Annotated in this window: 19 protein-coding genes and 1 rRNA gene; 3 read left to right on the top strand and 17 right to left on the bottom strand. The window is 37.3% G+C overall.

Features of this window, described 5'->3' with window-relative positions; translation table 11 throughout:
• From AAA926_RS09060 to AAA926_RS09045, 4 genes are all read right to left on the bottom strand, one after another.
• Positions 1-127, bottom strand: a 16S ribosomal RNA gene (locus AAA926_RS09060); the annotation flags it as partial.
• Positions 128-705: 578 nt separating this feature from the next.
• Positions 706-2,013 carry a serine--tRNA ligase gene (serS, locus tag AAA926_RS09055; protein WP_338212347.1) on the bottom strand — a complete coding sequence of 436 codons (1,308 nt, stop codon included), beginning with the start codon at positions 2,011-2,013 and terminating at the stop codon, positions 706-708.
• Between the two features lie 330 nt (positions 2,014-2,343).
• The gene (locus AAA926_RS09050) at positions 2,344-2,874 is read right to left on the bottom strand and encodes a GNAT family N-acetyltransferase (RefSeq protein ID WP_338212346.1); all 531 of its coding nucleotides are present in this window, start codon (positions 2,872-2,874) and stop codon (positions 2,344-2,346) included.
• Positions 2,874-3,479: a TVP38/TMEM64 family protein gene (locus AAA926_RS09045; RefSeq protein WP_338212345.1), complete on the bottom strand. Its 606-nt coding sequence runs from the start codon at positions 3,477-3,479 to the stop codon at positions 2,874-2,876. Before AAA926_RS09045 ends, AAA926_RS09050 begins: the two co-directional genes overlap by 1 nt.
• Before the next feature lie 193 nt (positions 3,480-3,672).
• Here AAA926_RS09045 and AAA926_RS09040 point away from each other — a divergent pair, with 193 nt between their 5' ends.
• Together AAA926_RS09040 and AAA926_RS09035 are read left to right on the top strand one after the other, a co-directional pair.
• Complete coding sequence (locus tag AAA926_RS09040) at positions 3,673-4,455, top strand: alpha/beta hydrolase (protein ID WP_198180488.1); 783 nt, start codon at positions 3,673-3,675, stop codon at positions 4,453-4,455.
• A gap of 123 nt (positions 4,456-4,578) precedes the next feature.
• Positions 4,579-5,955 (top strand): NAD-dependent succinate-semialdehyde dehydrogenase, encoded by a 1,377-nt coding sequence (locus tag AAA926_RS09035; RefSeq protein ID WP_338212344.1) that lies wholly within the window; start codon positions 4,579-4,581, stop codon positions 5,953-5,955.
• A gap of 82 nt (positions 5,956-6,037) precedes the next feature.
• On the opposite strand, the gene AAA926_RS09030 is transcribed toward AAA926_RS09035, so the two are convergent.
• The 8 genes from AAA926_RS09030 to AAA926_RS08995 form a co-directional block, all read right to left on the bottom strand.
• Positions 6,038-7,054 carry a zinc-ribbon domain-containing protein gene (locus AAA926_RS09030; protein WP_198180484.1) on the bottom strand — a complete coding sequence of 339 codons (1,017 nt, stop codon included), beginning with the start codon at positions 7,052-7,054 and terminating at the stop codon, positions 6,038-6,040.
• A gap of 95 nt (positions 7,055-7,149) precedes the next feature.
• Positions 7,150-8,700 carry an ATP-binding cassette domain-containing protein gene (locus tag AAA926_RS09025; protein WP_198180482.1) on the bottom strand — a complete coding sequence of 517 codons (1,551 nt, stop codon included), beginning with the start codon at positions 8,698-8,700 and terminating at the stop codon, positions 7,150-7,152.
• A 322-nt stretch (positions 8,701-9,022) separates the two neighbouring features.
• Positions 9,023-12,055 carry an MMPL family transporter gene (locus tag AAA926_RS09020; RefSeq protein ID WP_338212343.1) on the bottom strand — a complete coding sequence of 1,011 codons (3,033 nt, stop codon included), beginning with the start codon at positions 12,053-12,055 and terminating at the stop codon, positions 9,023-9,025.
• Entirely contained in the window at positions 12,048-12,635 is a 588-nt protein-coding gene (locus AAA926_RS09015) for a TetR/AcrR family transcriptional regulator (protein WP_198180478.1), read from the bottom strand. The genes AAA926_RS09020 and AAA926_RS09015 overlap by 8 nt, the downstream gene beginning before the upstream one ends.
• Positions 12,636-12,796: 161 nt before the next feature.
• Positions 12,797-13,720, bottom strand: coding sequence for a serine hydrolase (locus AAA926_RS09010; RefSeq protein ID WP_198180477.1), 924 nt, complete (start codon positions 13,718-13,720; stop codon positions 12,797-12,799).
• A 14-nt stretch (positions 13,721-13,734) separates the two neighbouring features.
• Positions 13,735-14,652 carry a magnesium transporter CorA family protein gene (locus tag AAA926_RS09005; RefSeq protein ID WP_046331619.1) on the bottom strand — a complete coding sequence of 306 codons (918 nt, stop codon included), beginning with the start codon at positions 14,650-14,652 and terminating at the stop codon, positions 13,735-13,737.
• A gap of 136 nt (positions 14,653-14,788) precedes the next feature.
• The gene (locus tag AAA926_RS09000) at positions 14,789-16,090 is read right to left on the bottom strand and encodes an extracellular solute-binding protein (RefSeq protein WP_198180473.1); all 1,302 of its coding nucleotides are present in this window, start codon (positions 16,088-16,090) and stop codon (positions 14,789-14,791) included.
• A gap of 255 nt (positions 16,091-16,345) precedes the next feature.
• Positions 16,346-17,848, bottom strand: coding sequence for an FAD-dependent oxidoreductase (locus tag AAA926_RS08995; protein WP_198180471.1), 1,503 nt, complete (start codon positions 17,846-17,848; stop codon positions 16,346-16,348).
• Between the two features lie 168 nt (positions 17,849-18,016).
• Here AAA926_RS08995 and AAA926_RS08990 point away from each other — a divergent pair, with 168 nt between their 5' ends.
• Positions 18,017-18,928, top strand: a complete 912-nt coding sequence (locus tag AAA926_RS08990) for a LysR family transcriptional regulator (RefSeq protein WP_198180469.1) — start codon at positions 18,017-18,019, stop codon at positions 18,926-18,928.
• A 58-nt stretch (positions 18,929-18,986) separates the two neighbouring features.
• Here AAA926_RS08990 and AAA926_RS08985 read toward each other — a convergent pair whose 3' ends face one another.
• From AAA926_RS08985 to AAA926_RS08965, 5 genes are read right to left on the bottom strand one after another with little or no spacing between them, the layout of a single operon-like run.
• Positions 18,987-20,297, bottom strand: a complete 1,311-nt coding sequence (locus tag AAA926_RS08985) for an extracellular solute-binding protein (protein WP_338212342.1) — start codon at positions 20,295-20,297, stop codon at positions 18,987-18,989.
• Positions 20,298-20,345: 48 nt separating this feature from the next.
• The gene (locus AAA926_RS08980; protein ID WP_338212341.1) at positions 20,346-21,641 is read right to left on the bottom strand and encodes an MBL fold metallo-hydrolase; all 1,296 of its coding nucleotides are present in this window, start codon (positions 21,639-21,641) and stop codon (positions 20,346-20,348) included.
• Positions 21,625-22,449, bottom strand: a complete 825-nt coding sequence (locus AAA926_RS08975; RefSeq protein WP_198180458.1) for a carbohydrate ABC transporter permease — start codon at positions 22,447-22,449, stop codon at positions 21,625-21,627. Before AAA926_RS08975 ends, AAA926_RS08980 begins: the two co-directional genes overlap by 17 nt.
• Positions 22,450-23,316: a carbohydrate ABC transporter permease gene (locus AAA926_RS08970; protein ID WP_198180457.1), complete on the bottom strand. Its 867-nt coding sequence runs from the start codon at positions 23,314-23,316 to the stop codon at positions 22,450-22,452.
• Positions 23,316-24,401 carry an ABC transporter ATP-binding protein gene (locus tag AAA926_RS08965; RefSeq protein WP_198180456.1) on the bottom strand — a complete coding sequence of 362 codons (1,086 nt, stop codon included), beginning with the start codon at positions 24,399-24,401 and terminating at the stop codon, positions 23,316-23,318. The genes AAA926_RS08970 and AAA926_RS08965 overlap by 1 nt, the downstream gene beginning before the upstream one ends.
• Positions 24,402-24,471: the final 70 nt, after the last annotated feature.

Genomic DNA, 24,471 nt, shown 5'->3' with positions numbered 1-24,471 from the left:
CTCACCCATCCGCCGCTCGCGCTCTTGACTTCCTACCGAAGTATTCCGTTAAGATTGCTCGCTCGACTTGCATGTATTAGGCACGCCGCCAGCGTTCGTCCTGAGCCAGGATCAAACTCTCATTTTTAATGTTTGTTTGAATGTTTGCTCATTCGTTCCAAGATTCGCATCTCGGATTTATTTGCTTGCGAAATTGACTTCGCTCTTTTGTTTTGGGTTCTTGATAACCCGCACATTTTTGCGAAAACATTGTTCAGTTTTCAAGGTACTACCTGCTGCTTCTTTAAAACAGCTTTTTTATTTTCCCAGATTCACGCGCTTTTGTCAAGCACTTTTTTCTGGGACCTGTTTGCCGTCTTCCCCGACAGCGTTTATTATCTTACTAAAGCAGCGCGATTTTGTCAACTGCTTTTGCTCGATTTATGTTGAGCTTGTTATTTGTCGTAACTCGCTCAGACACAAGTAATACATTACTCTTTTTGTATTCATTCGTCAAATTAATCATTTTGTTCGTTATTTAAGTAAAATAGCTTTCAAATTAGTTTTGACTAATACTTGTTAGACCCACTTCTTTATTTTTTAGACTAGACCAATTAACCAATTATTCGTAATTCGGTCAAATTTACTACTTACACTGTCCAAAATTTTTACAAAAAAATTTCGCAAGTTTATTCAACCTGCGAAATCATAACGAATTACTACTTATTAAATCAGAGTTTCTTCCTTAGTAATCTTTGTCATTCCATTCATATAAGGAACCAAAACTTCTGGTACGGTAACTGTGCCATCTTCATTTTGATAGTTTTCTAAAATTGCAGCCACAGTTCTGCCTACTGCCAAACCTGAGCCGTTAAGAGTATGTGCTAAATGCAGTTTACCATCTTCGTCACGGTAACGAATTTGTGCACGACGAGCTTGAAAGTCAGTACAGTTAGAGCAACTAGAAATTTCACGGTATTTGTCTTGGGCCGGCATCCAAACTTCCAAATCATAAGTTTTAGCACTGGTAAAACTAGCATCCCCAGTAGACAAAGCTACAACGTGGTATGACAAATCTAGTTTTTGCAACAAGTGCTCAGCATTATGAGTCAATTTATCTAATTCATCCCAAGAATCTTCCTGTTTGCAAATTTTAACCATTTCAACTTTTCTAAATTCATGCATTCTAATCAGACCGCGAGTATCACGGCCAGCTGAACCAGCTTCACTTCTAAATGCTGGAGACAATGCAGTTACATTGATTGGCAGCTTATCACCGTGAATAATTTCATCACGGAAATAGTTAACAAGAGGCACTTCAGCAGTAGGAATCAAAGTTAAGTCCCGTGGCTTGTCCGGATTGTCGTTATCAACAATGGTATAAACATCTTCACGGAATTTAGGAAATTGACCCGTACCCTGCATTGATTCATCGTTAACTAAATATGGCGGAATTATTTCAGTGTAGCCTTCTTTAGTATTTTCATCTAAGAAGAAGTTAAAAACAGCTCGCTCAAGTAAAGCACCAGCACCTTTGTAATAGACAAAACGGGCGCCAGAAACTTTAGCTCCTCTGTCCCAATCCAAAATATCGAGATCAGTACCAATATCCCAGTGAGCCTTAGGCTTAAATGCTAATTTTGTTGGTTCATGCCACTTGCGAACTTCTTCATTATAACTTTCATCAGGTCCAATTGGATCAGAATCGTCTGGGAAATTAGGCAGTCTTAGCAAAATATATTCTTGCTTTTCAGTCAATTCAGCAACCTTATCATCAAGTTCCTTAATTTCCTGTCCAACTGCACGCATTTTTTGCACAGCAGCAGAAGCGTCTTCCTTATTTCTCTTAATTTCCGCAATTTTCTTTGAAACTGTATTGCGTTCAGCTTTCAGCTGCTCACTGCGGTTCAATTCTTCACGCCGATCGGCATCAATTTTAACCAATTCATCAAGCTCTTCCGGCTTAATGCCACGTCTGCCAAGCTTATCCTTGGCCCAATCAAGATTCTCGCGAATCACCTTTATATCCAGCATCTTTTTACCTCCACAAAAAAAGCCAACTCATCCCACAAGATTGGGACGAATTGGCTCATACATGGCTTCGCGGTACCACCCAGTTTCAGCTAATATTAGCTGCACTTCATTAAGTCGGCGATAACGATGCCGCGTGCCGTGTAATTATTAATTACCCACATTAATGGAATCTGGAAACGACGTCTATTCGCTTGCACCAAAATGCGAACTCTCTGAATCAGTCTGAGGATTCCGTGTTTGGATATTATTTTAAGCTATTATCCTTTTTTTAGCAAACAATATTTAATGTTTTTATTATTATTTTTGTAAAAAGATTTTGCCTACTTTAAATCACTTTTCTTTATTGAGCCAGTCTGCCTTTTTTAATAAAAAATAATCTTCCCGATATTGAAATAACTTACTTAGCTGGCTCATATCGAACGAATAAATATATTTAAAGCCTAAACGAGTAAGTAAATTCTGTGAACGAAAATTATTTTTAAAAGTGCCAGCCCAAATTTCAGATTGATTGAGCTTTTTAAACGCATAATCTAAAAGTATATTTAGCGCTTCAGTCATATAACCTTGACCCGAAAAATCTTTATCAAGCAAAAAGCCGATTTCTTTGGTATGCAGTAATTCTTCTTCGTTAGTACCCCTATTATATAGTTCAACTAAGCCAATTAATTGCTGAGAATTTCTAAGACAAATGCCATAACTATACTTTCTAGCAGCATACTTTCCTGCGGCAACTTCAGCTTCCGCCAGATTTTGATAATGCCCAAAGCCTGCTAAGTTCTGATAATATTGATCTTGCCCCCATTTAAGCAGAGTTGGTGCATCAGCTAAATTGAGGGGCCGAAAATAAATTCGCCTGCCCATTAATGACCTGTCAGCTTGAGTAGCCAATCCATGCCCAAGCCCAGTGCCAGACTGTATGCCGCAATGGTCCAAGGTTTGCCTAGGATAATAATCCAAAAATAAGTCCAGAATTTCATATCAGTCAAACCGGCTAAAAGACATAAAACATCATCTGGCGCCATCGGGGCAACAATACAGATTGCAAAAAACCAGTTGAATTTACGCTGGTTTTTAGTCCATTTCATATATTTATCAAGAGTTTTTTCAGAAACAATATGAAGAATAAAAGGTCTGCCGTAAAAACGTGCTAAAAAGAAGTTAATAATTGAACCAATACAGATTCCCACATAATTGTAAACAAAACCGGCTATGGGCCCAAAGAAAATAACCCCTCCTAAAAGTGAAACACCACCAGGAATAATAGGAATAACAACCTGAATTATCTGGATTAAAACAAAAATTATCGGCCCAATTATTCTCTTGTTAGCCAAATATGCTTTCATTTTAGCCTGACTGGTAAATATTCCTAATTTGTACCAGTATATACATAAAATAATAATGATAATCCCGCTGACAACGGTCAAGATATTAATCAGTCTTCGACTAGCTTTAGCAGACAGATGCATAGCTTACCTCCAATGTTAAGCCTAATTTTACCAAAAAATAAGCATAGTGATTACTTTTTAAGTCATTAAATAATAATAATTAAAATATTTTAATTATTTTCCTGAAGTGAAAGCAATTTAGGTTTAAAACAAAAACTGACTGTTAATTACAGTATAATAGGTTTAAAAATATAATTTTGGGGAGGAAAATCGGATGACCACAATTATCAATGATGTCACTTATGATGAACAAAGAAAACTTAAGGTAGATATTTATAAGCCAGACAACGTTAGTTTTAGTGACAAAATACTACTGTTTTGGCATGGTGGCGGCTGGTTTCGGGGAGATAAAAACAGTTTTAAAGACTTATGTCAAAAAATTTCTGACCACGGTTTCACTGTTTTTGCCCCTAATTACTCTCTTGCGCCACAATACCTTTTTCCAGCAGCACACCAAGATAGCATTAACTTCGTCAAATGGCTGATGCAAAGCGATTTTGTAATTAATAAAAAAGTTAATATTACTCAAATCGGTGCCAGTAGTGGTGGCACCATGGCGCTAAATATTGCGGGTAAATATGGCTTTCCTACTGTAACTTGGTCTGCTCCCGTCAGTTATTCTGCTTGGATGAAAGATCACCAAAACGTCACGCCAGCAGTTGATGGCCATAAAGAACTAGGTTTGAGCAACCAACGTGATATTAACAACGCTTTTTATAAATATTTTACCTTAGCATATGCCGGTTCTGAAGATGAAAAGATATTAAAAGAGATTGATGCTGATTCATATGATTACAGCAACTTACAGCAATTATTAATGATCAATTCTGCAGATGAATTGTCTCCTATTAAATATTTACTTAATTTTATTAACTTTTTGGCACAAAATAACCATGCTGTTGATCTTAAATTAATAGCAGGTAAGCGCCACGCAATGACTTATGTTAATCAATATTTAGAGGAATCATTAGCATACCTTTTAAATGCAGTAAAATAAATCTTAACTTTTACTTACTAATTATTAGTAAAATATTCTATATGTGCTATAATGATTTATGAAAACGGTTTATATTGATTTTGAGAAAAATCTATCCTGATTAAAATTTAAGGAGATAATATTATGGCTAAATATCAATCTATTAATCCATATACTAATGAAACTTTTGCCAGCTATGATAATCCTACAGCTGAACAAATTGAGGATGCTCTAAACTTGACCGATGCACTTTACCACAAGTGGCGCCATGAAGGCCCCGAGACCCGAACAGCAACATTACACAAAGTAGCAGACGGTTTGCGCGAGCATAAAAAAGAAATGGCAGAGATCATGACCCGTGAAATGGGTAAAATGATTGGTGAATCTGAAGGTGAAGTTGATCTTTGTGTATCTATTTGTGATTACTTTGCCGAAAAAGGTCCCGAGTTGTTGAAACCTGAGCCAATTGATACTAAATTGGGTGATGCATATTACCTTAAACAAGCAACTGGCGTAATAATGGCGTGTGAGCCGTGGAATTTCCCTCTTTATCAAGTAATCAGGGTATTTGCACCAAACTTTATTGTTGGTAATCCTATTATATTGAAGCATGCCCACAATGTTCCTGGTTCTGCAGCATTGATTGCTAAAATTATTAAACAGGCAGGTGCCCCTGAAGGCAGCCTGATTAATATGTATCCGAGCTATGACCAACTTGATCAAATGATTGCAGACCCAAGAATTCAGGGCGTAGCGTTGACTGGTTCAGAACGTGGTGGTTCTTCAGTTGCCGAAAATGCTGGTAAAAACCTGAAGAAATCGACTATGGAGCTTGGCGGTAATGATGCCTTCATCATTCTTGATGACGCTGATCCTGAAGTTTTGAAACAGGCTCTTAGTTCAGCCAGAACTTATAATGACGGCCAGGTATGTACTTCTTCCAAACGCATTATTGTTGTTAAATCCCGCTATGAAGAAACAATCCATGAATTAAAGAAGGTCTTTTCTAGTTTGAAAGCAGGAGATCCGCTTGATCCAAGAACTACCTTGCCACCACTGAACTCACAGGGCGCAAAGGATAAACTGACTAAACAATTAGATGGCGCTCTTGCAGGAGGAGCAAAAATTTTGTACCAGTATCCTGAAATTGATTCAGATGGTGCATTCTTCCGTCCGACTATTTTAACCAATGTTGATCGTGACAACCCGGCATTTGACCAAGAATTCTTTGGTCCGGTTGCTACTGTTTATGAAGTCGAAGATGAAGACGCCGCTATTGCTTTAGCAAACGATTCTAGCTATGGTTTGGGTTCTTCTGTTATCAGTTCCAACATTAAGCGTGCTCAAAATGTAGCTGCACAAATTGAAACTGGTATGTCTGTCATCAATGGCACATGGATTAGCTCTGGTGAATTACCATTTGGTGGCGTTAAGAAATCTGGCTATGGCCGTGAACTCAGTGATTTAGGTTTGATGGCTTTCGTCAACCAACACTTAGTAATATCAATGCCAACCAAATAACTCATCATTAAGATATAAATTAAAAAAGCTGATAAACTGTATCGCCCAATAAGAGCGCTGATTTATCAGCTTTTTTTAATTATTACTTTTGACGGTGACGAAATAAATTATAGCCTGTAAGTCCTGTCGTCATCACATTGGCTAGAATTAAGAAATAAGTTGAAGCGCCTACTGATACGGCATACAAAAGCAGTTGGCTGGTAATGCTGTGTAAAATGCCCCGATTAGACAGTGAAGTATTGGACATCCTATAAATAACGTAAATTAGAAAAATAGTTTCAATTAAAGAAAGTAAAAACGCAATGATCCTGCTCTTTTTAGTATCTCTCATAGTATGATAAATAATAAATAACGGAATTAAAACAATTATGAGCCAAATTATACAAAGCAAAACGCCTGAAAGCAATGTCGCATTTGAAGAAAAAAGTCTGCCGGCAAGCCTGAAAATGACACCGGTAATCGACATTTTTTGGCCATAAGTCACGTCTAACACAGATGCACCAGAACCAGTAAATAGAACTATTAGATTTATTACTGCCATCAGTACTACTAAAAGTTGCACGTAGGAAAAATGTTTTTTCTTATTGACAGTTGTTTTTGCATCAGAATTTTTCTGAGTCAATCTGCTTTTTGCTTTTACCTTTTCTTTTGATTCAGCCACATCATTAAACATGTTGGACCCAATCTGATTTATTTTTTGTGTTAAACGTTCATCCACAGTATAGCGGTCAATTTTTTCCTCACGACTACAAACAAAGTATAGCCAGACCAGCAGTGCAAAGAAACAAATCCAACCAAAGCTGCGGGAAAAACTCATAAGAATCAGTAAAACTATTCCTAACAGAAAAGCAATCATGCTATTAACATGAATCCATTGCAGCATTCGTTCAATAACCGAATTTTGTTTTTCCGGATAAAATTCTTGCCGATATACTTTACGACTGGCAATTTTTTGACCAGTTTTTTCATCTTCAAAATTAGCCTTTTGGTGTCGGTCCGTGAAAAAAGTCTCACGATATTTTTGTAAATCAAAATGGCAATTTGGACAGGTAACATCCTCATCAGTGATGGGACGACCACAGTTTGGACAAGTAGTCATAAGAAACTTCCTTTAAGCAATAATTATTAATAGCTTAATCATAAAACAAAAATAGCGATAAAGAAAATTCTTTATCACTATTTTAATACAGTCTTTTACTGTAATTCTTGAATTCGTGCCTTAACTTGCTTTATTTCAGAAATTGAAGCATTCGAATCAAGCATTAATTGATCGAGCTTAAACTTGAGTAGTTCTAATTCATTATTGTTGCCTTTTTTGGACTGCTTCTTTTGGGCCGTTGATGTGATTAACCGACTATTCTTAATGTGCCATTTTGTAATTTTAAGCTGCTTGATAAATGCCTGATCGTGTGACACGAGAATCATGGCAAAGGGATAAGCGGTGACAAATTCGGCCAGTGCATTAACCGATGCAATATCTAAAAAGTTAGTCGGTTCATCCAGTAGCAATAAATTATATTGACCAGTTAGTATCTTAGCTAAATTGAAACACACGAGCTGACCACCACTAAGATCACTTATTTTGTGCTCACCGTATTGGCGCAAATGCAAATCGCCTAAGACCTGCATAGTCGAACTATCATCAAATATACTAGTAGCAAAAAGAGAGTCTAACAAGGTTTTATCTGTTTGGCTCGCAACTATGTTTTGGTTAAAATAACCTATTTTCAATTTAGGATTATAAAAGCCGGTTAATTGTTTATTCTTGATTTTTTTCAGAAAAACAGTCTTACCAATCCCGTTTTGCCCAGTTAAAACTACTTTTGAGCGATAAGCAAGATTTACTTCCTGCGTAATGTTAAATAGCTTTTGACCATATGCATTAATTGGCTGTTGTTCTATCCGTAATGCCTTGCTTTTAGGAGAAATCGACAAATCAGTTATCGCATTTTTCAAGGTAATCGCATGATGAACTGGTGGCCTTTTTAGCTCTCCTTTTTCCTTATTGATGCGGTTAGCAAGACTTTTACTGGCTCTGATAACATTATTTGCTGTTTTTTGTTTTCCCATGGACTTTGACCGCCAGTCAGATGAAGAAAGTCCCTTTTTATTACGAGAAAAAGTTCTGGCCTTATTAAAATGCTGATTATAACTTCTCTTTAACTGCTCAAGGTGCTTTTCCTTTTGCTCATAAATCGTTTCTGCTCGTTTTTGTTCATCTTGTCTAAAGCTGCGAAATTCTTCATAAGTCCCAGAGAAATTGTGCACTTCTTGATTTTGAACATACCAAACTGAATCACAAACGCTATTTAAAAAGTCCTGGTCATGACTGATAATTAAACAGGCAGTTTTGCTTTTATTTATTAACTTTATTAACCATTGTTGCTGCGTAATATCCAAATTAGATGTGGGTTCGTCTAAAAGCAACAAGCCGTTAGGCATATTTTTTAATTTGGCAATGGCCCTACTGAGAGCTAATTTCTCTCTTTGCCCGCCGCTCTTATCCCCAGCATCAAGCAGTTGCGGCACATAGGCAAAATTACAATTGTTAATAACTGCACCTTTAATAGTAAATAAATCCGGCAATTTTTCTTGAGCCAGAATCTTCATTAAAGTGGTTTTACCAGCACCATTGTTACCAATTAAACCAATTTTTTGTCTAGAATTGATACTCAAATTTGAGACAGTCAGCAGTTTAGAAGCTGCCACGCCAATTTGTAAATAATCTATTTTAATTAATTCCACTATCAAACCTCAACGTGTACACATAATACACTAAATAAGCTGCAATTCATTGAATTGCAAAAATTACTCTATCTGTTAAAGTGAATCGCTCTACGTTGAGTTAAAAATTAAAAAGTGGTGATTGATTTAAAACTACAACTAGAGCTTATTGATTATTTACTTGTCTTAACATGCCAGTATTCCTTACCTTCTACTTAAAATTTAATTAAAAATAGTATACTATAATGAACAAACTTTTGTAAACCCGTCAAGAAGTGCGTTAAACCAAAAAAGGCTGAAATCCTCTACTAAATGAGAATTTCAACCTTTTAATTAATTTCGCTTAATTTTTAGCACGTTTATTCTTGCGCCAATGAACACCTTCATAAGTCAACTTGACTGCAGCTGACAATGTAATCGGCATAATAAATACTAAAATTATCAAACCAATAATCACTGCCAAAGCAACTTCAATCAAAGTTGGAATTCCTGATGGAATTAATGCGGCAAATGTACCACCTAAGATAATGGCTGCTGAAACTACCACAGTTCCAATAATACCACATGCTTTAAGCATTCTTTGACTTGGCTTGCCGTTTTCAAGTTCACGGTAGCGTGTCATTAAGAAAATACTGTAATCAACACCTAAGGCAATTAGCATGATAAAGCCAAAGAACGGCGTGTTCCAAGTTAGCATGCTTTTACCTAAAGTAGCCTTAACTACCCACTCTGTAATTGATAATGAGCAGAAGTAAGCAATCAGTAGTGTACCTAAAATGTAGACAGGCTGTAAAAGTGAACGAGTAACAAAAATCAGGGCAATGCCAATTCCAATTAACATGATAGCTGCAGTTCTAATAAAGTCCCTGTTGGCAATATCTTTAATATCAGCGATGTTAGAACTTTCGCCACCCATTGCTACTGTAGCCTTTTTAAGCCTAGTTCCTGCTAATGACTTCTTAGCCATCAAACTCAGATCCTGCGCCTTCTTGGTTGCTTTAAGACTACTTGGATTTGACTTAAAGACAATCATGAGCATTGCTGACTTCTTGTCAGGACTCAAATAATTCTTAATCGAAGTTTGGAAAGTATCGTTTTTAATAAATTCTTGTGGGATATAGAAAGTATCTGCGGCTGAAGAACTTGCTAAACCATTAAGGTAAGCAGCACCTTGTCCTAAGCCACTATTTACTTCATCTACACCATTAGTAATCTTTGGCGTGCTTGAAGCTAACTTGCCGGCACCTGAATTAAGTTGACCAACACTGGAATTTAATTGGCCAATACCTGAACTTAATTGACCAGTACTGGAATTAACTTGACCAATACCAGAGCTTAATTGACCTGCACTAGAATTGAGTTGGCCAATGCCGCCATTTAAGGTAGCAGCACCACTACTCAATTGACCCGAAGCAGTAGTTAATCTGCCGACACCAGATTGCAGCTGACCCATTTGTCCAGATACATCTGGCATTGAAGCAGAAGCTTCAGCCCAAGATTTTTCTAAAGCAGCACCAGCAGCTTGCATCGCAGCCATCTTCTGCTGCTGGGTTAAGCCGGGTATGCTATTAATGCTCTTTGATAAGTTAGCTTTATAGCTCTTTTCTAAAACAGCTTTGGTATTTTTCTGTGCATTTGCGATACCAGCACTGCCACTTGCAAGTTGGGAATTTAATTGGTTAAGGCCACTGCTCATTTGCTCAGTTCCACTTTGCAGACGACTGGCACCGCCTTGCAGTTGACCTGTCCCATTTTGCAAACGGCTGGCACCATTTTGCAGCTTACCCGTACCAGCTTGCAATTTGCTTGCGCCATCTTGGAGTTGACTAGTACCATTTTGCAATTGGCTGGTTCCGTCAGCCAACTTTCTTGCGCCAGCAGTAACTTGCTTGCTTGCCTTGCTCAATTTGCCCAAACCGGCGCGTGCCTGGTCAACACCTTGGTTAACAGTATTAAGCTGATTCTTAACGTAGAGCTGATCAATGCTTTCACCATATGGCTGAGTTACAGAAGTGACAAAAGCCACATCTCCAGATGCTTGGAGCTGTCTGGTTAACTGATCAATTAACCGCAAATCTGCTTCATTATCAAGTTTATGGTTACTCTTAATATAAAGAGTCGACGGCTCGGCCATCCCTTTTGAAAAGTGATCTTCGACAACTAGCATCCCTGCTTTAGCTGAAGCACTATTATCAATCTCATCAGTGTCATCATAATTCAAGTGACCAGTATACATAAGACCAAAAGGAAGCACAACCACAGCCAGTACAATTAAGTAAATAATTGGGTGAGCAAGTGTCGCTTTGGAAATACCATGCCATAATTTATCTTCATGCTCACCGGTAAACTTCTTCACCGGCCAGAACATTTTTTCTCCCAAAACAGCCATGAAGAAAGGATTGAGTGTCAGCAGCACTATTAATAAAACAGCTACGCCGACCGCAACACCAACTGCTGAGCGATAAATTGAAAAGTTAGCTAAACTCAGTGCCGAAAATCCAATTAAGATGGAAGAACCGGAATAAAGGATGGTTTTACCAGCAACTTTTAAGGCACTATTCATCGCCTCATAGCGATCCATCCCTTTACCGAGGTCTTCTTTGAATTTGTCATACAAAAGGATGTTATAGTCCGTACCAATTCCGAACAGCACAATAATCATAAAGACTTGTGTAAAGTTAGAAAACGGAAAGTTCTGGTATTTAACCAGATTAGTCACAATCGCAAATGATGTGATAAAGGAAACTCCAACCGTTAGTAATGAAATTAGGGGCACTATTGGCGACCTGAAGACAATCACTAACACAATAAATATGAAGATAACGGTAATTACTTCCGTTTTCTTAATTCCCTCTTGAATAGCATTCGAGAAGGCATTTTGTAAAACATCAGCACCAGTAACGTAAGTTCTGATGCCGGCAGTTTTGACTGCTTTATTCAACTCAGCCTCAACATCATTAACCGGTCCGTGCTTTTTAGCCACATTCAACTGCATTATCCAAGTTGTATTATCCTTTGACTGCAGCTTTTTCTTAGTAGCAATATTATCATCTGGACCCAAGACCATCTTGATCCCATACTGATCTTGCTTGTCTTTAAGTCTGTCAATGGTTTCATTAATGGCATTTTTATCATCAGATGTCAATTTGCCCTTTTGCTTGTTAAAGACCACTGCAATCTGATAGGTATCCTTTTGCTTAGGACCCCAATCATTTTGAATTGACTTTGCGACTTCACTTTGAACATCCGACGGTAAGGAAATATTTGAGTGCTCACGGGTTAACCCTGTAACGTCCGGCAAAGCCACAACTGAAATGATTAATATTAAAATCCATGCAATTAACGAGAAAATATGATTTTTTACTAGTTTATGCACTCTTATTTTCCTTTCTCTTTTTTGGCAATAATTTCTTAGGCTGAACCAATTGAATAATTAATTCATGATAGCCTTGGTCAGCCTCTTCACTAGTTTCTTCTGTAAAAGAATCAGACACATCTAAAAAAACGTATCCTAGTACTGCCCCAATTAAGGAATGGAGCGAAACCGTGCTGTCACTTCTCAAATTTAGTTTGTCAGCCAAAGCTATTATCTTTAAAATTTCTTGAGTAATAGCATCGTCTTTTTGGTATTCATTCAAGTGATAGAGAATACTAATTAATGCAGGATCGTCCAAAATAAAATTACGGACGATATCAGCAAACTTAAGTAAAGCCTCTTCACCTGAAATTCCGATCAAATTATCAACTAATTTTTTACCTAAAATTTTAATTCTGCTTGCACCGACAAGCGACAGCAGTTGCTTTCGACCTGAAACATAATGGTAAAGTGACTGTGAACGAACGCCTAACTCTTTGGCTAGGTTCGGCAGAGTGGTCGCGGAAAGTCCCTTTCGTCCAATCAGCTCCGTCGCCTTCGCAATCACCTTATCTAAATCAAGGCTTCTTCTTTTAACCAATTTCACCCCTCCTTTTGACAGCATACTGAATAATATAGCACTACAATATGAAGAATACAATCTACATGCTGTAAATTATTTTAAATTAATAAAAAAGCCCTCAAAGTGACTTTTTATTAGGGCTTAAAATTTAAGATTTGTTAAAGCATACGTCAAAAATGTTATTTAAAAAAGCTGTTGACTGCCTTACCTAGTTTAACAAAATCATGGTCATTATTACTCCAGACGCTGACGCAATAGGCATTACCATTAGACTGGATAAGTGCAACATTGGCTTTAGCATCACCAATGCCATATATCAGGCCTTTAGTATTACGAACAATTTTGGGTTTGGTCTTGACAGAACTTAGTGCTCCTAAAACTTGATTAGAATATTGTCTGCTTAAAATTTGATCATGGTAGAGACTCACCATAATTTTGTTCAAATCGTTTGCTGTGGTTAAAGCTGCTGGTTTGGCTGAAAACTTACCTTTAATTGTAGTATCATGGACCCCAGTTTTCTTAATAATAGAGTTAACGGTAGTGGGCTTAACTGTGCGCAGCAGAGCATTGGCCGCAGTCTTGTCACCTTGCATCATCAGCTGTTTCAAATAAGCTGCATTATACGCAATTCCTTTTTGAAGCACCTTTTCACCTTTAACGTGATCTGCTTTTTTGATCTTGATTGCTTTTCTGGAAACAGACTTCCCATGTTGTTCTTGGTAAGTTAAAGCAATAAGTAGAAATAAACGACTACTAGTATTTACTCCGTGTCGTTGACTGGTATTAGAAACACGCGCATATTTATTGTTATTCAGGTCTTGAACACAAACTTGATAGCTCTGATCCTTCCCCATCACCTGTACAATTTTTTCCGCCCATTTTTGCTCACTGCCAGAAGCAATTTTAATGTGATTGGGATATTCCACGGTCGCAACTTTTGGTTCACGGGCAGAGTTTTTTCCTTTTTTATTTTTGACAACTTGTTCCTGTCCTTGACCCACAATTTTCAGGCTGCTGTTCTCTACTTTTTTAAGATTGACAGAATATAGCATAAAAGCAATAAGTGCTGTGATTAATGAGCCTATCAAAACTTTATTTTTCATTTATTTGCCTCAGTTTAAAAGAAATGATGTCGTTTCATTAAAACAATCAACCAAACCATTAAAAAGACTGTCACCACTATGATAGCAATCCAGTCAGACGAGCTGTGGCCAACCGGAAGGCTGACGTTCATACCATAAAAGCCGGTTAAAATTGTGGGAATGGTTAAAACCAAAGACCAGACTGTAAGGAACTTCATCGTATCATTCAGGTTATTGTTCATCATGTTATTAGAGGTTGCAGATAAAGTTTGAGTTACCTGTTGCGAAATTTTCACCATTTCTGCAGATTGATTTGACTCAATTAAAACATCATCCAGTCGTTCACGTCCAGGCTTTGTGAAGTTCAACTGAGACATTTTTAAACTGTGCAGCATCATTAGGTTAGTTTGTATTGAGCTAGACAAATACACCAGACTTTTTTCAATATTTGACAGTTCAACTAAGTCCTTGTTATTAATGTCACCGGAAAGCTTTTGGTCTAAACTATTGCGTTCTGCATCAAGCTGAGTAACAGCTCGTTGAAAATACTGTGAAGAATACAGTAAAAACTTCATTAATAATTCAGTAACATCTTGCGCCAGGGATAGTTCTCGTCTTGTAGCCGTGTCATTAAACTCATCAAATACATAACTGGTCGATTGAGTATGAAAAGTAAAAATGTTTTCCCCCGATATTAAAAAAGTTACTGGGTGAGCCGTAAAATGTTTGATAGTTTTAGTAGGCCAAATAGGCACATCATAAACTAGCAAGTTGATATGTGTATGCGTATCATAATCATAGTGGGGTCGTTCATGTCGGTCTGAAATATAAGTAATCATGTCAGGAGTAAAATGAAAGTCTATTTGCAGTTTATTACTATCTTCTTCACTCAAATTGCTGATATCATACCATTTATAATTAGTTTCCACCGGAAACTTTTGTTCTTTGATCACGTTTTCACCCCTGGCCACTATATTTAGCTAGTGCTGCCACCAGCTTTGTTATGCCATTATTATCTTAACATTGAAGAGAAAAACGACAAATAAAAAAACAGGCCCAAGCCTGTTTTTTAAATTTTTTATCACTTTTCTATTGTTTCCAAGCTGCATCAAATTTATTTTTACCTGTTGTAATGGCTTTTTCAACATTACGGTTCTTTTGTGCGGCAGATAATATTGACTGCATAATTGGGGTTAATTGACTAAATGTAGCACTAGAGTCCTTAATTACAGGAACACTGTAAAGTGAGTTGGCATTAAGAATGTCTTCCAATTTGGCAGGCAGTTTAAAGTCTTTATTCGACTTATATTCATCAGACTTTGTGGCACTGTCACTAACCGGAATATAGCCGGTTTCTTTAGCCCACTTAATTTGACTATCTTTAGAAGAAAGATATTTCATAAATTTGAAAGCAGCAGCTTTCTGCATCGCACTTGCATGGCTGAACATATAAATGTCGGTTCCCTGTGACATTGTATATTTGCTTGGCCGAGCTGCCACTTCATAATTGAAGCCTTTCTTAGCTGCCTGTTTGATCCATGTTTCAGTTGATGAAGATGTAACAAACATTGCCAATTTTTTGTTAGTAAACGGAATGTACAAGTATTTATCAGAACCTGGCATTCTAAAGTAACCCGCTTTTTCCCCGTCGATAAAGTAATTGAGCAACTTTCTGGATTTAGCACCAGTAAAGTCAATTTTACTGGAGAAATTTTCACCCTGGTTCTTCATACCCAAAACGTAGTAGTTATCAAGATCATCAAAACCGGCACCAACTACTTGATGATTGCTCTTTTGATAAATAGTCTGTGCAGCCTTCTTAACCTCGGCCATTGTTGCAGGAACTTTGGTAATGCCATATTCCTTAAACATCTTTGGGTTATAAATTAAAACTTCAATTGACTTGTTAAAAGGAATACCGTATTGGGTGCCCTTAATTTGCGCACCATTTAGCATGTCTTCCTTAATACCAGATGCTGAGGCACTGCCCCAACCTACATTTTTATCATTAATGTATGGTTTAAGGTCAACCAACATCTTATTTTTAGCAGCACTTTCAAGCCAACCCGGGTAAGCCTGAGTGATTGTTGGTAAATTTTTAGGTGATTGCAGAGTCGAAGTTATTTTTGATTGCAAGTTATCATAATCACCTTGTTGTTCAAGCTTGATTTTTATTTTAGGGTTTTTATTTTCAAAATCCTGAGCTAAACTTTTCAGTGTTTTTTCCTGAGAGCCCTGCATCCCATGCCAAAAAACAACTGTAGTTTTTTGAGTTACTTTTGGTATTTTAGAACTTGAGGATGATGAACTGCCACTTTTTGAACAAGCTGCAGTTCCAATTAATGCCAAGCCGGCTGCCGCAACAGCTGCCAGCTTTTTACCGAAATTCATGATATCTTTTTTCCTCCAAAATTTTTTAAGTGCTCAATAGTGATAGTTTGAGCATTAATACTCATTTATTGTATAGCAAATAATGTAAGATTACAACAAATTTAGATACAAAAATTCGGCTTTATTTGTATATTTTACTTTATTTGATTTTATAGTTCGCTTTATTCCGAACATTTTTCATAAAGTCTTTATTTTGTTCCATTTTAAATATAAAAACAGTCTGCCTTAAAAAGGCAGACTTAGTAGTAAAATTTGTTATTTAGAAATATACTTTCCAGCTAAACGACCAAATGTCAATGCATGACTAGCCGTCAATCCTGGTACATGATCGGGATATATTCCCCAGAAAAATCCGCCAGAGCAATTTCCGGCAGCATACAATCCCGGTATAACGTCACCTTGCTTATTAATAACCTGCATCTTACTATTAATCTTCAATCCGTCCAGCGTAGCAAGTAAACGACCACCTATAATAGCACCATAATAAGGTGCATGATCAACAGAAATAAGACGATCTTTTTCTTTACCAAAGTCAGTATCCTTACCTTTAGCTACTAGATCATTGTATCTTGCAACTGTTTTTTCCAAATTCGCTTTCGGCAGACTCAGTTTTTCAGCCAATTCAGCAACAGAGTCCGCTTTCTGAACTAATCCTTCTTTTAAGCGATCCTGAACTTCTTCACGAGCTTCTGCCCCATTGTAAATACCAGGAAAACCCAAGCGAGAGCAACCTAAAGTATGGTACTTTTTCAAGTTGCTATCGGTCATTGATTCTTCTGTCCAAATCATCGCACTCAGATAACCCGGTTGTTTAGAAGAAGCAGTCATTTGAAATTGGTAAGGAGCACTTTCATTGAAAAACCGTTCGCCATTGAGATTAACTTTAAGCATTGGGTATGATCCAAGCCATAAGTATCCTGGATCATCTGGAGGAGTTAAATCAACTTCGTAAAAGTCTTCAGCGTTAGTCCCTACTGGAACCACTCCCCTATTGAAAACAATTGAAGCAGGTTCTTCATCTTTGGCTGCGCCAATTTCCAAAGCAGCTACTAAGCCAGAACCATCATCCCTTTGACTGTCAGTATAAACATTAGTTTTCAAACCTACCGGATTCCATTTTTGCATTAAGGCTTTATTGGAGCCATAACCACCTGTACATAAAATTACACCTTTAGTTGCTTTTACAAGGGTCGTTTTACTTGTAGCCATATCTTTAACAATAACACCGGTTACTCGTCCGGATTTTTCAACAAGTTTTTCTAATTTTGTTTTCCATGAAAATTCGGCACCATATTCTTCAGCCTTTTTTATGACCCATTTGCCATAGCCCATTTGCCAATATTTGCCATCTGGAGCTGTTACTTCATTCCCAGTTGGAAATGCTCGATTACGCTCCGTTTCATAATGAGCATCAGGAGTTGCTTTAATATATGCTCCGTTAGGGCGCAATATTTCATCATCTAACCAATCAACCATCTCTGAACTGTTGTCAGCCCATGTATTCAATAAATTTTGATCCACATTCCCCTGATTAAAAGTAGAAATAAAATTAACTAGTTCATTGCGATCAACTTCTACGCCTGACTTTTTTTGTGCCTTACTATGGATAGCAGCAATTGTTTCTCTATAGAGATATCCTGCACTTCCCATTTTGTCAATTACTAAAACATCAGCACCATTTTCAGCAGCAGCTGCCGCCGCCATTCCACCTGCATTACTTGCTCCAACTACAATAACCTCATATTCTAGTTTTTTCATTCAAAATCTTCCTCTCTAATTTATTTCTAAAAAGCCGCATAACACTTATTGCAACAGTCATTAATCACCTCAATTTTTCCTTTCCAACTTTATTTGATATTACAGTATTGATAGAAGTATGATTAACTAAAAGCCGAATACCACTATGACAAATAGGAATTGTATATTATGAATTCTACGCAAATAAAATGTTTTTTATCCTTAGCAAAGACGCTTAATTTTACTAAGACTGCTAATAATATGTATTTATCTCAATCAACTGTTTCTAAGAATATCAATAATTTAGAAAAAGAAATACAAATTAAATTATTCGAAAGAAACTATCATAAAATATCATTAACAGGAAAAGGAAAAATTTTTTACAACCAAATGACTTTATCTGTTAATGAAATTACTGATACTATTCAAAATTTACGGAAAAACAAAAACATTCCCAGAATAAAAATAAAAATGGGATATACAGATTTGCCTTTTGAAAGAAAGTGGCTCCCCTTAGCTCTTAGACTAACTAATACCATGACCAAAATAGAATTAGTACCTGTTTTCATAGATCCTGGACAAGAACAAAACTTTAATAAACTAATTAGTGATGGGACAATTGACCTTATGATTATGCAGAAAGACATAATCAAAGAAAAAAGGGATACACGTTATTTAGAAATATTGAAAAAAGGTTTTTCCGTTGTCATACCTCAAGATGATAATTTATTTACCAAAAATAACATTGATTTTTCTGATTTAATTGGTAGAAATATTTATTTATGGAATGGAAATGACAATTTCCCTGGAATTGAAAGCCTCAAATTTACTATAGAAAGCAAAAATTTTGATATTGATTATAAAGAAGAAATCGACTCATCGGTAATAATTGCTTATGTGCGAGCAAAAATGGGGCTAGGAATTGTACCCAGCATTTTATACGACAAGAATGATGTTGACTTGCGTTACGTGCCATTAAAATCTAAGCAAAAATTATCATATGGCATCCTTTATCCCGCAAATTCTGATAAAAAAAGAGAAATTCAATTAGTAAACAAATATATTGTGCAAGCCATTAATTTCTCAAAAACGCAATGGTAAAACCAAAAAGAGCTTGCCTACTAAGACAAGCTCTATGATAAAAATTGCTATTTAGTTTTTATTGTTTCCAAGCAGCATCAAATTTTGTTTTACCTGTTTTAATTGCATTGTCAACATTTTGCTTCTTTTGTGCAGCAGCTAAAATGTTTTGCATAATTGGATTTAAGCTACCATACGCAGCACCGGCATCCTTAATAATTGGGACACTGTAAAGGTTTGCCATTGCATCTTCAAGTTTAGCTGGCAATTTCAGCTTCTTGGTATCCTTGTACTCAGCTGAATCAGCAGCTGCTTGATTGACTGGAACATAACCGGTGGCATTTGCCCATGTAAGTTGACTAGCTTTTGAAGTTAAGAACTTGATGTAAGTAAATGCAGCGGATTTTTGATCAGCTGAAGCATGCTTAAACATGTAAATGTCAGTACCTTGTGACATGGTGTATTTACCAGGACGAGGAGCAACATCATAAGTAAACTTATTGCCTACACCTTGTTTAACAAAGCCTTCACCAGCAGAAGTACCAATGTACATTGCTACCTTTTGGTTAGCAAATGGACCAGACAGATAGTGTTCTGAACCAGCTACTCTGAAGTAACCATCTTTGATTCCATCTGCGTAAAAATTAATAACCTTTTTTGAAGTGTCGCCGGCAAAGTCAATTTTACTTGAGAAGTCAACGCCTTCATTCTTCATGCCTAAAGTGTAGTAGTTTGATAATGAGTCAAAACCGGCACCTACAACTTTATGATTACTCTTTTTATAAATGATTTGTGAATCTTTCTTCAGTTCATCCATTGTTGCAGGTGCTTTTTTAATACCGTATTTCTTTAATAAATCTGCATTATAAGTCAAAACTTCAATTGATTTGTTAAAAGGAATGCCGTATTGTTTACCATTAATCTTAGCGCCATCGAGAAGTGCAGACTTGATATTAGAAGCCTTGCTGCTGCCCCAACCAACATCTTTATTATTAATGTAAGGTGCTAAGTCAACCAGCATATCTTTCTTCGCTGCATTAAAGAGCCAGTCAGGATATGCTTGAGTAATGGTCGGTAAGTTATTAGGCGACTGCAAAGTGGAATTGATTTTAGCTTGTAAGTCGTTATAAGCTCCCTGATTTTCCAACTTAACCTTGATCTTAGGATTTTTACTTTCAAATTCCTGTGTCAACTTCTTTAAAGTAGATTGTTGCACACCTGTCATACCATGCCAAAAGACAATATTAGTTGTCTTTTTGACTTTAGCAATTTTTTCTGAACTTGAAGATGAGGAAGAATTAGAATTGCTTCCGCCATTTGAACAAGCTGCAGTACCAACAAGAGTTAAGCCAACTGCAAAGGCAGCGGCCAACTTTTTACTAAACTTCATTTGGTTAAACCTCCCAAATATAAAAACTAAACAACATTTTTTGATTAATCAAAACGCAATTGTTTGATTGCGCTTTGGTAAAATCCTGTTTCCATAAGGGTTTTCCACCAGCTCCGGATGCAATGTGTGCACGGGAATTAGTGTTGGTGGTTGAACCCAAGCAATAATTTGTTTTAGTTCTTGCTCGTCAGCGTGACCAGAACAACGCAACGCCTGAACTTCAATATTTTGCTCAGCAAGCCTTTGCATAAAAGGCTTGTAGGCTGGGTCAAAATCTCCTAATGGCTCTGCATTAGAGTGAAGATACAAACCACCTTTTTGCAAGTGGTCGAAATCAGCAACTGCCTGCCAAAGGAATTCGTGATCATCATTTAACAGCTCTTCATAAGAAACTGCCAGTTCTGGCTTTAGATCAGCGAATTTTTGCTCCCCTGGCAAGTAATAATAAGGAAAATCCTGATTAATGCTTTCTTTGAGCAAGTGAGCTCTTGCAGCATGCAAAATCACACAGCGTGGCGAATCAGAAATAACACGCAATAGCCGCTCAACATTGGTCGGATATGTGTTAAAAGTGATTTGTCGCTTAGGATTTTGCTCTTGCAGTTGCACAAATTTAGCAGTCAATTCATTTTCATTTTTTGGACCGGTAAATTCTGCGCTATTTTCCTCATGCTTTTCTTCCGGCCAAGAAAAGCCGGTTGCTTCAGTAATTAAAACATCACAGTCTTTAGCTGCTGTCAGGAATTTTTTAACCCAGTCAGGATGATAACCGTGCAGACGAATATCACCGGTATAGGCAACTGCCAAATTTGGTGTTTTAACTATCAGGCCAGTTGCACCATAAGCATCGTGGTCACTGGGCCACACTGTCATCGTGATATCGCCTACTTTTATTGGTTTTTGATACTCGGCTGCAATAATTGGGCGGGTATAGTTCGTTTCATGTCCGGCAGCAGGTAGCAAAAAGTCTCCTTTTTCATTTAAAGCAGGCAGCAGCTTAGCTGTTATTGGCCCTGCATACAAAGGTATTTCTGGGGCCAGGAAATTCATGGCCTTACTGTGATCAAGGTGAAGATGAGACATATAGGCTGCAGCATGCTCCCACCGCTCATGATCAATTGGCTGGCCAGTTAATTCGGGATCATAAAAGTTTGGTACATCCCCAATTAGCTGGTTTTCGACTAAAGTTTGATACTTTTCATCAGGCAAATTGAGCTCAGGTCGATAAACTTCACCCAAATCAAACAAAACGTGCGATTTGTGATATGCCACCTCAATCATCGGTCCGCCAATGGTATTTAAGCCGTTGTAAAAGGTGATGGTGGTTTTAGCCTTTAAGGTCATTGCGCACCACCCCCTTGATAATCTGTTTTCTAAAGATTAAGTACAAAATTAAAATCGGCAAGACAGTTAGGGTCGCAGCAGCCAGTTGCAATTGCGTTTCACTACCTGCATCAGAGGCAAAGGCAGACAAACCATTATTCAGCAAACGCATGGTATCTTCATTTGTAACCAGTAATGGCCAGAGAAATGAATTCCAGCCAGAGATGAAACTTAAAAGACCAACTGTAAACAAGCCACCTTTTGACATTGGCACTAAGATTTTCCAAATGTAGTCCCAATCACTGGCACCATCGATCATAGCTGCTTTGTATATCGTATCTGAGATTGAACCGAAATAACTTTGTAAATAATACATGTAGAAGATTGAAGTCAAAAAAGGCAAAACCAGCCCCACATAAGTATTAAGCAGGCCCATATGTGCAATCGTATTGTAGTTAGTAAAAATAATTGCTTCACCAGGTACCATTAATAATGACAAAAGCACCATTTGGATTAAGCCTTTACCCTTAAAACGCAAGTTGACCATGGCAAAAGCACCAAGTAGTGAGTTAAACAGACTGACAATCGTGGTGACGCTAGCTGTTAAAACCGTGTTGAAGAAGTAGCGCCCAAAAGGCGCACGAGCGAATACTTTGGCATAGTTAGACCACTCAAAATGGTGGGGAATTAGTGTCGGCGGAATCGAAGTGGTTTCCTGGAAACTCATTAAGCCGCCTAAAATCATATAAATGAATGGAAAAACAGTGATAACGGCAAAGATAAATAAGATAATGTAACTGAATAAGACTCCTAAACGAATTCGTTTCATTTAATTTTCTCCTATCTTCTTCATCATTTTCCGTTGCAAGAACGTCGCAAATAAAATAATCAGGAACAAAATTACGGTTGCCGCCATGGCAACACCGGGAGTACCGACAATTTGGAACTTATTGTAAATGTAGAACACCGCAGTTGTTCCTGAATTGCCTACTCCGGCTTGCCCGTTGAAAAGTGCATAAACCGAGGTATAAATTTTAAAAGCCCCGATCACATTCATTGTTAGTAAAAAGGCAATAGTTGGTACCAATTGCGGAATCGTAATTCGCCAAAATTTATCGCGACCACTTGCTCCAAACATGTCAGCAATGGTATAAAAATTAGGATCAATATTACGCAGCGCGCCCATTAATATGACAATATTAAATGCTAAAGATGACCATATTCCGAAGATAATAATCGTAGTTAATGACATTGCCGGATCGTCAATCCAGTCAGGAGCCGGTAAATGCAGACACCTGAGCACGAAGTTTAACATGCCGTAATCACCGTTAAAGATATAACGAAAGACAATCCCGATGGCAATTGTCGAGGTAACATAAGGCATAAAAAAGGTGGTTTCAAAGAAGGACTTATGCTTAATCTTGTCAAAAATAATCCATGCCAGCATGATTGAAATTGCTAGACCCACAGGTACTGAAATAACAGCATATAGCACTGTATTTTTAATGGCCAGCCAAAATTCTGGGTCGTTAAAAATATACTGATAATTGCTAAAGCCATTCCAGTGCAAGTCAATTAAGGAACCACCCTGAAAACTCATGCTAAATGCACGCAAAATAGGGTAAATACTAAACAAGGTGACAAAGATGATAGTTGGCGCTAAAAAAAGCCAAGCCTTTTTTTGATTTGTCTTCATCAGTAAACACGCTCTCCTTCAGGGGTAAATAGAAATACCCGATTAAATCGCATTTTAAGTTTAACTTGATCGCCCCTTCTAATTGGAGTTTCGAGATTAATTAGGGAACGCACTTGCTCATTATCAAATGTAAATTTTAAAATACGTTCACGTCCAATTAGTTCAATATCGTCTACCGTAGTCTCAAACAGGCCATCAGGATCAGGAACAATATTTTCGGGTCGAACAGACAAGATATACTCACCGTCTGGTATTTCCCGTTTAAAACGTGACTGCTCCAGATCGGCGAGATCTATCGTAAATTGGCTTGACTTTAATTCATTTGCAGTTTTTGTTACTTTAAAATTATCAATTACCGGATTACCAACGAAGTTGGCCACAAAATAATTATTTGGTTCCAAGTAAAAGTTTTGCCCTAAATCATCTTGTTGGATAACACCATCATTAAAGAGGATGATTTTATCACCAATAGACAAGGCTTCTTCTTGATCATGAGTAACAAATAAAGTAGTTATGCCAACAGACTTAACCAATGAACGAATTTCTTCACGAATCTTCAGACGCAGTCTGGCATCCAAATTACTCAAAGGTTCATCCATCAGTAAAATTTGCGGTTCTTGCACCAAAGCACGGGCAATTGCTACCCGCTGTTGCTGACCACCAGACAAATTACCCGGCTTTTGATCAGCCAGTTCTGTAATCTGGGTCAACTCCATGTATTTAGTGGCAATTTTTTGGGCTTCTGCTTTAGGCTTTTTGTTAGCACCTACAATCAGAGGAAACATGACGTTTTGCAAAACTGTCATATGAGGATACAATGCATAATTTTGAAAAACGTAGCCGATATGTCGATCCTTAGGTGCAACTTTTACTACCGACTTACCGTTAAAGATAATATCGCCCTCCGTTGGATTAAGTAAGCCGGCCAATATATTTAAAATTGTTGTCTTGCCGCAACCAGAAGGCCCCAGCAAGCAAACTAAATCTCCTTTTTTAACCGAAAAACTAACGTTTTTAATTGCTTCATGACCATTGTCATAAACTTTCCGCAGGTTTTTCACTTCAACAAATTTATTGTTATCCATTAACTCGCACCACTATAATCTCTATTTCTTTTTTTACTCTCTTAATTTTATGCTAAAAAGTTTAAGAACA

Source organism: Lactobacillus juensis (assembly GCF_036246285.1).
Taxonomy (GTDB): domain Bacteria; phylum Bacillota; class Bacilli; order Lactobacillales; family Lactobacillaceae; genus Lactobacillus; species Lactobacillus juensis.
This window is presented reverse-complemented; position numbering and strand designations above follow the sequence as displayed.

Coding starts and splice junctions, on each gene's coding strand:
- AAA926_RS08985 (WP_338212342.1), bottom strand. CDS start 20,297: ATGAAGTTTAGTAAAAAGTTGGCCGCTGCCTTTGCAGTTGGCTTAACT.
- AAA926_RS08970 (WP_198180457.1), bottom strand. CDS start 23,316: ATGAAGACAAATCAAAAAAAGGCTTGGCTTTTTTTAGCGCCAACTATC.
- AAA926_RS08975 (WP_198180458.1), bottom strand. CDS start 22,449: ATGAAACGAATTCGTTTAGGAGTCTTATTCAGTTACATTATCTTATTT.
- AAA926_RS09045 (WP_338212345.1), bottom strand. CDS start 3,479: ATGCATCTGTCTGCTAAAGCTAGTCGAAGACTGATTAATATCTTGACC.
- AAA926_RS08995 (WP_198180471.1), bottom strand. CDS start 17,848: ATGAAAAAACTAGAATATGAGGTTATTGTAGTTGGAGCAAGTAATGCA.
- AAA926_RS08965 (WP_198180456.1), bottom strand. CDS start 24,401: ATGGATAACAATAAATTTGTTGAAGTGAAAAACCTGCGGAAAGTTTAT.
- AAA926_RS09040 (WP_198180488.1), top strand. CDS start 3,673: ATGACCACAATTATCAATGATGTCACTTATGATGAACAAAGAAAACTT.
- AAA926_RS08980 (WP_338212341.1), bottom strand. CDS start 21,641: ATGACCTTAAAGGCTAAAACCACCATCACCTTTTACAACGGCTTAAAT.
- AAA926_RS09030 (WP_198180484.1), bottom strand. CDS start 7,054: ATGACTACTTGTCCAAACTGTGGTCGTCCCATCACTGATGAGGATGTT.
- AAA926_RS09000 (WP_198180473.1), bottom strand. CDS start 16,090: ATGAATTTCGGTAAAAAGCTGGCAGCTGTTGCGGCAGCCGGCTTGGCA.
- AAA926_RS09010 (WP_198180477.1), bottom strand. CDS start 13,720: ATGAAAAATAAAGTTTTGATAGGCTCATTAATCACAGCACTTATTGCT.
- AAA926_RS09050 (WP_338212346.1), bottom strand. CDS start 2,874: ATGGGCAGGCGAATTTATTTTCGGCCCCTCAATTTAGCTGATGCACCA.
- serS (WP_338212347.1), bottom strand. CDS start 2,013: ATGCTGGATATAAAGGTGATTCGCGAGAATCTTGATTGGGCCAAGGAT.
- AAA926_RS08990 (WP_198180469.1), top strand. CDS start 18,017: ATGAATTCTACGCAAATAAAATGTTTTTTATCCTTAGCAAAGACGCTT.
- AAA926_RS09035 (WP_338212344.1), top strand. CDS start 4,579: ATGGCTAAATATCAATCTATTAATCCATATACTAATGAAACTTTTGCC.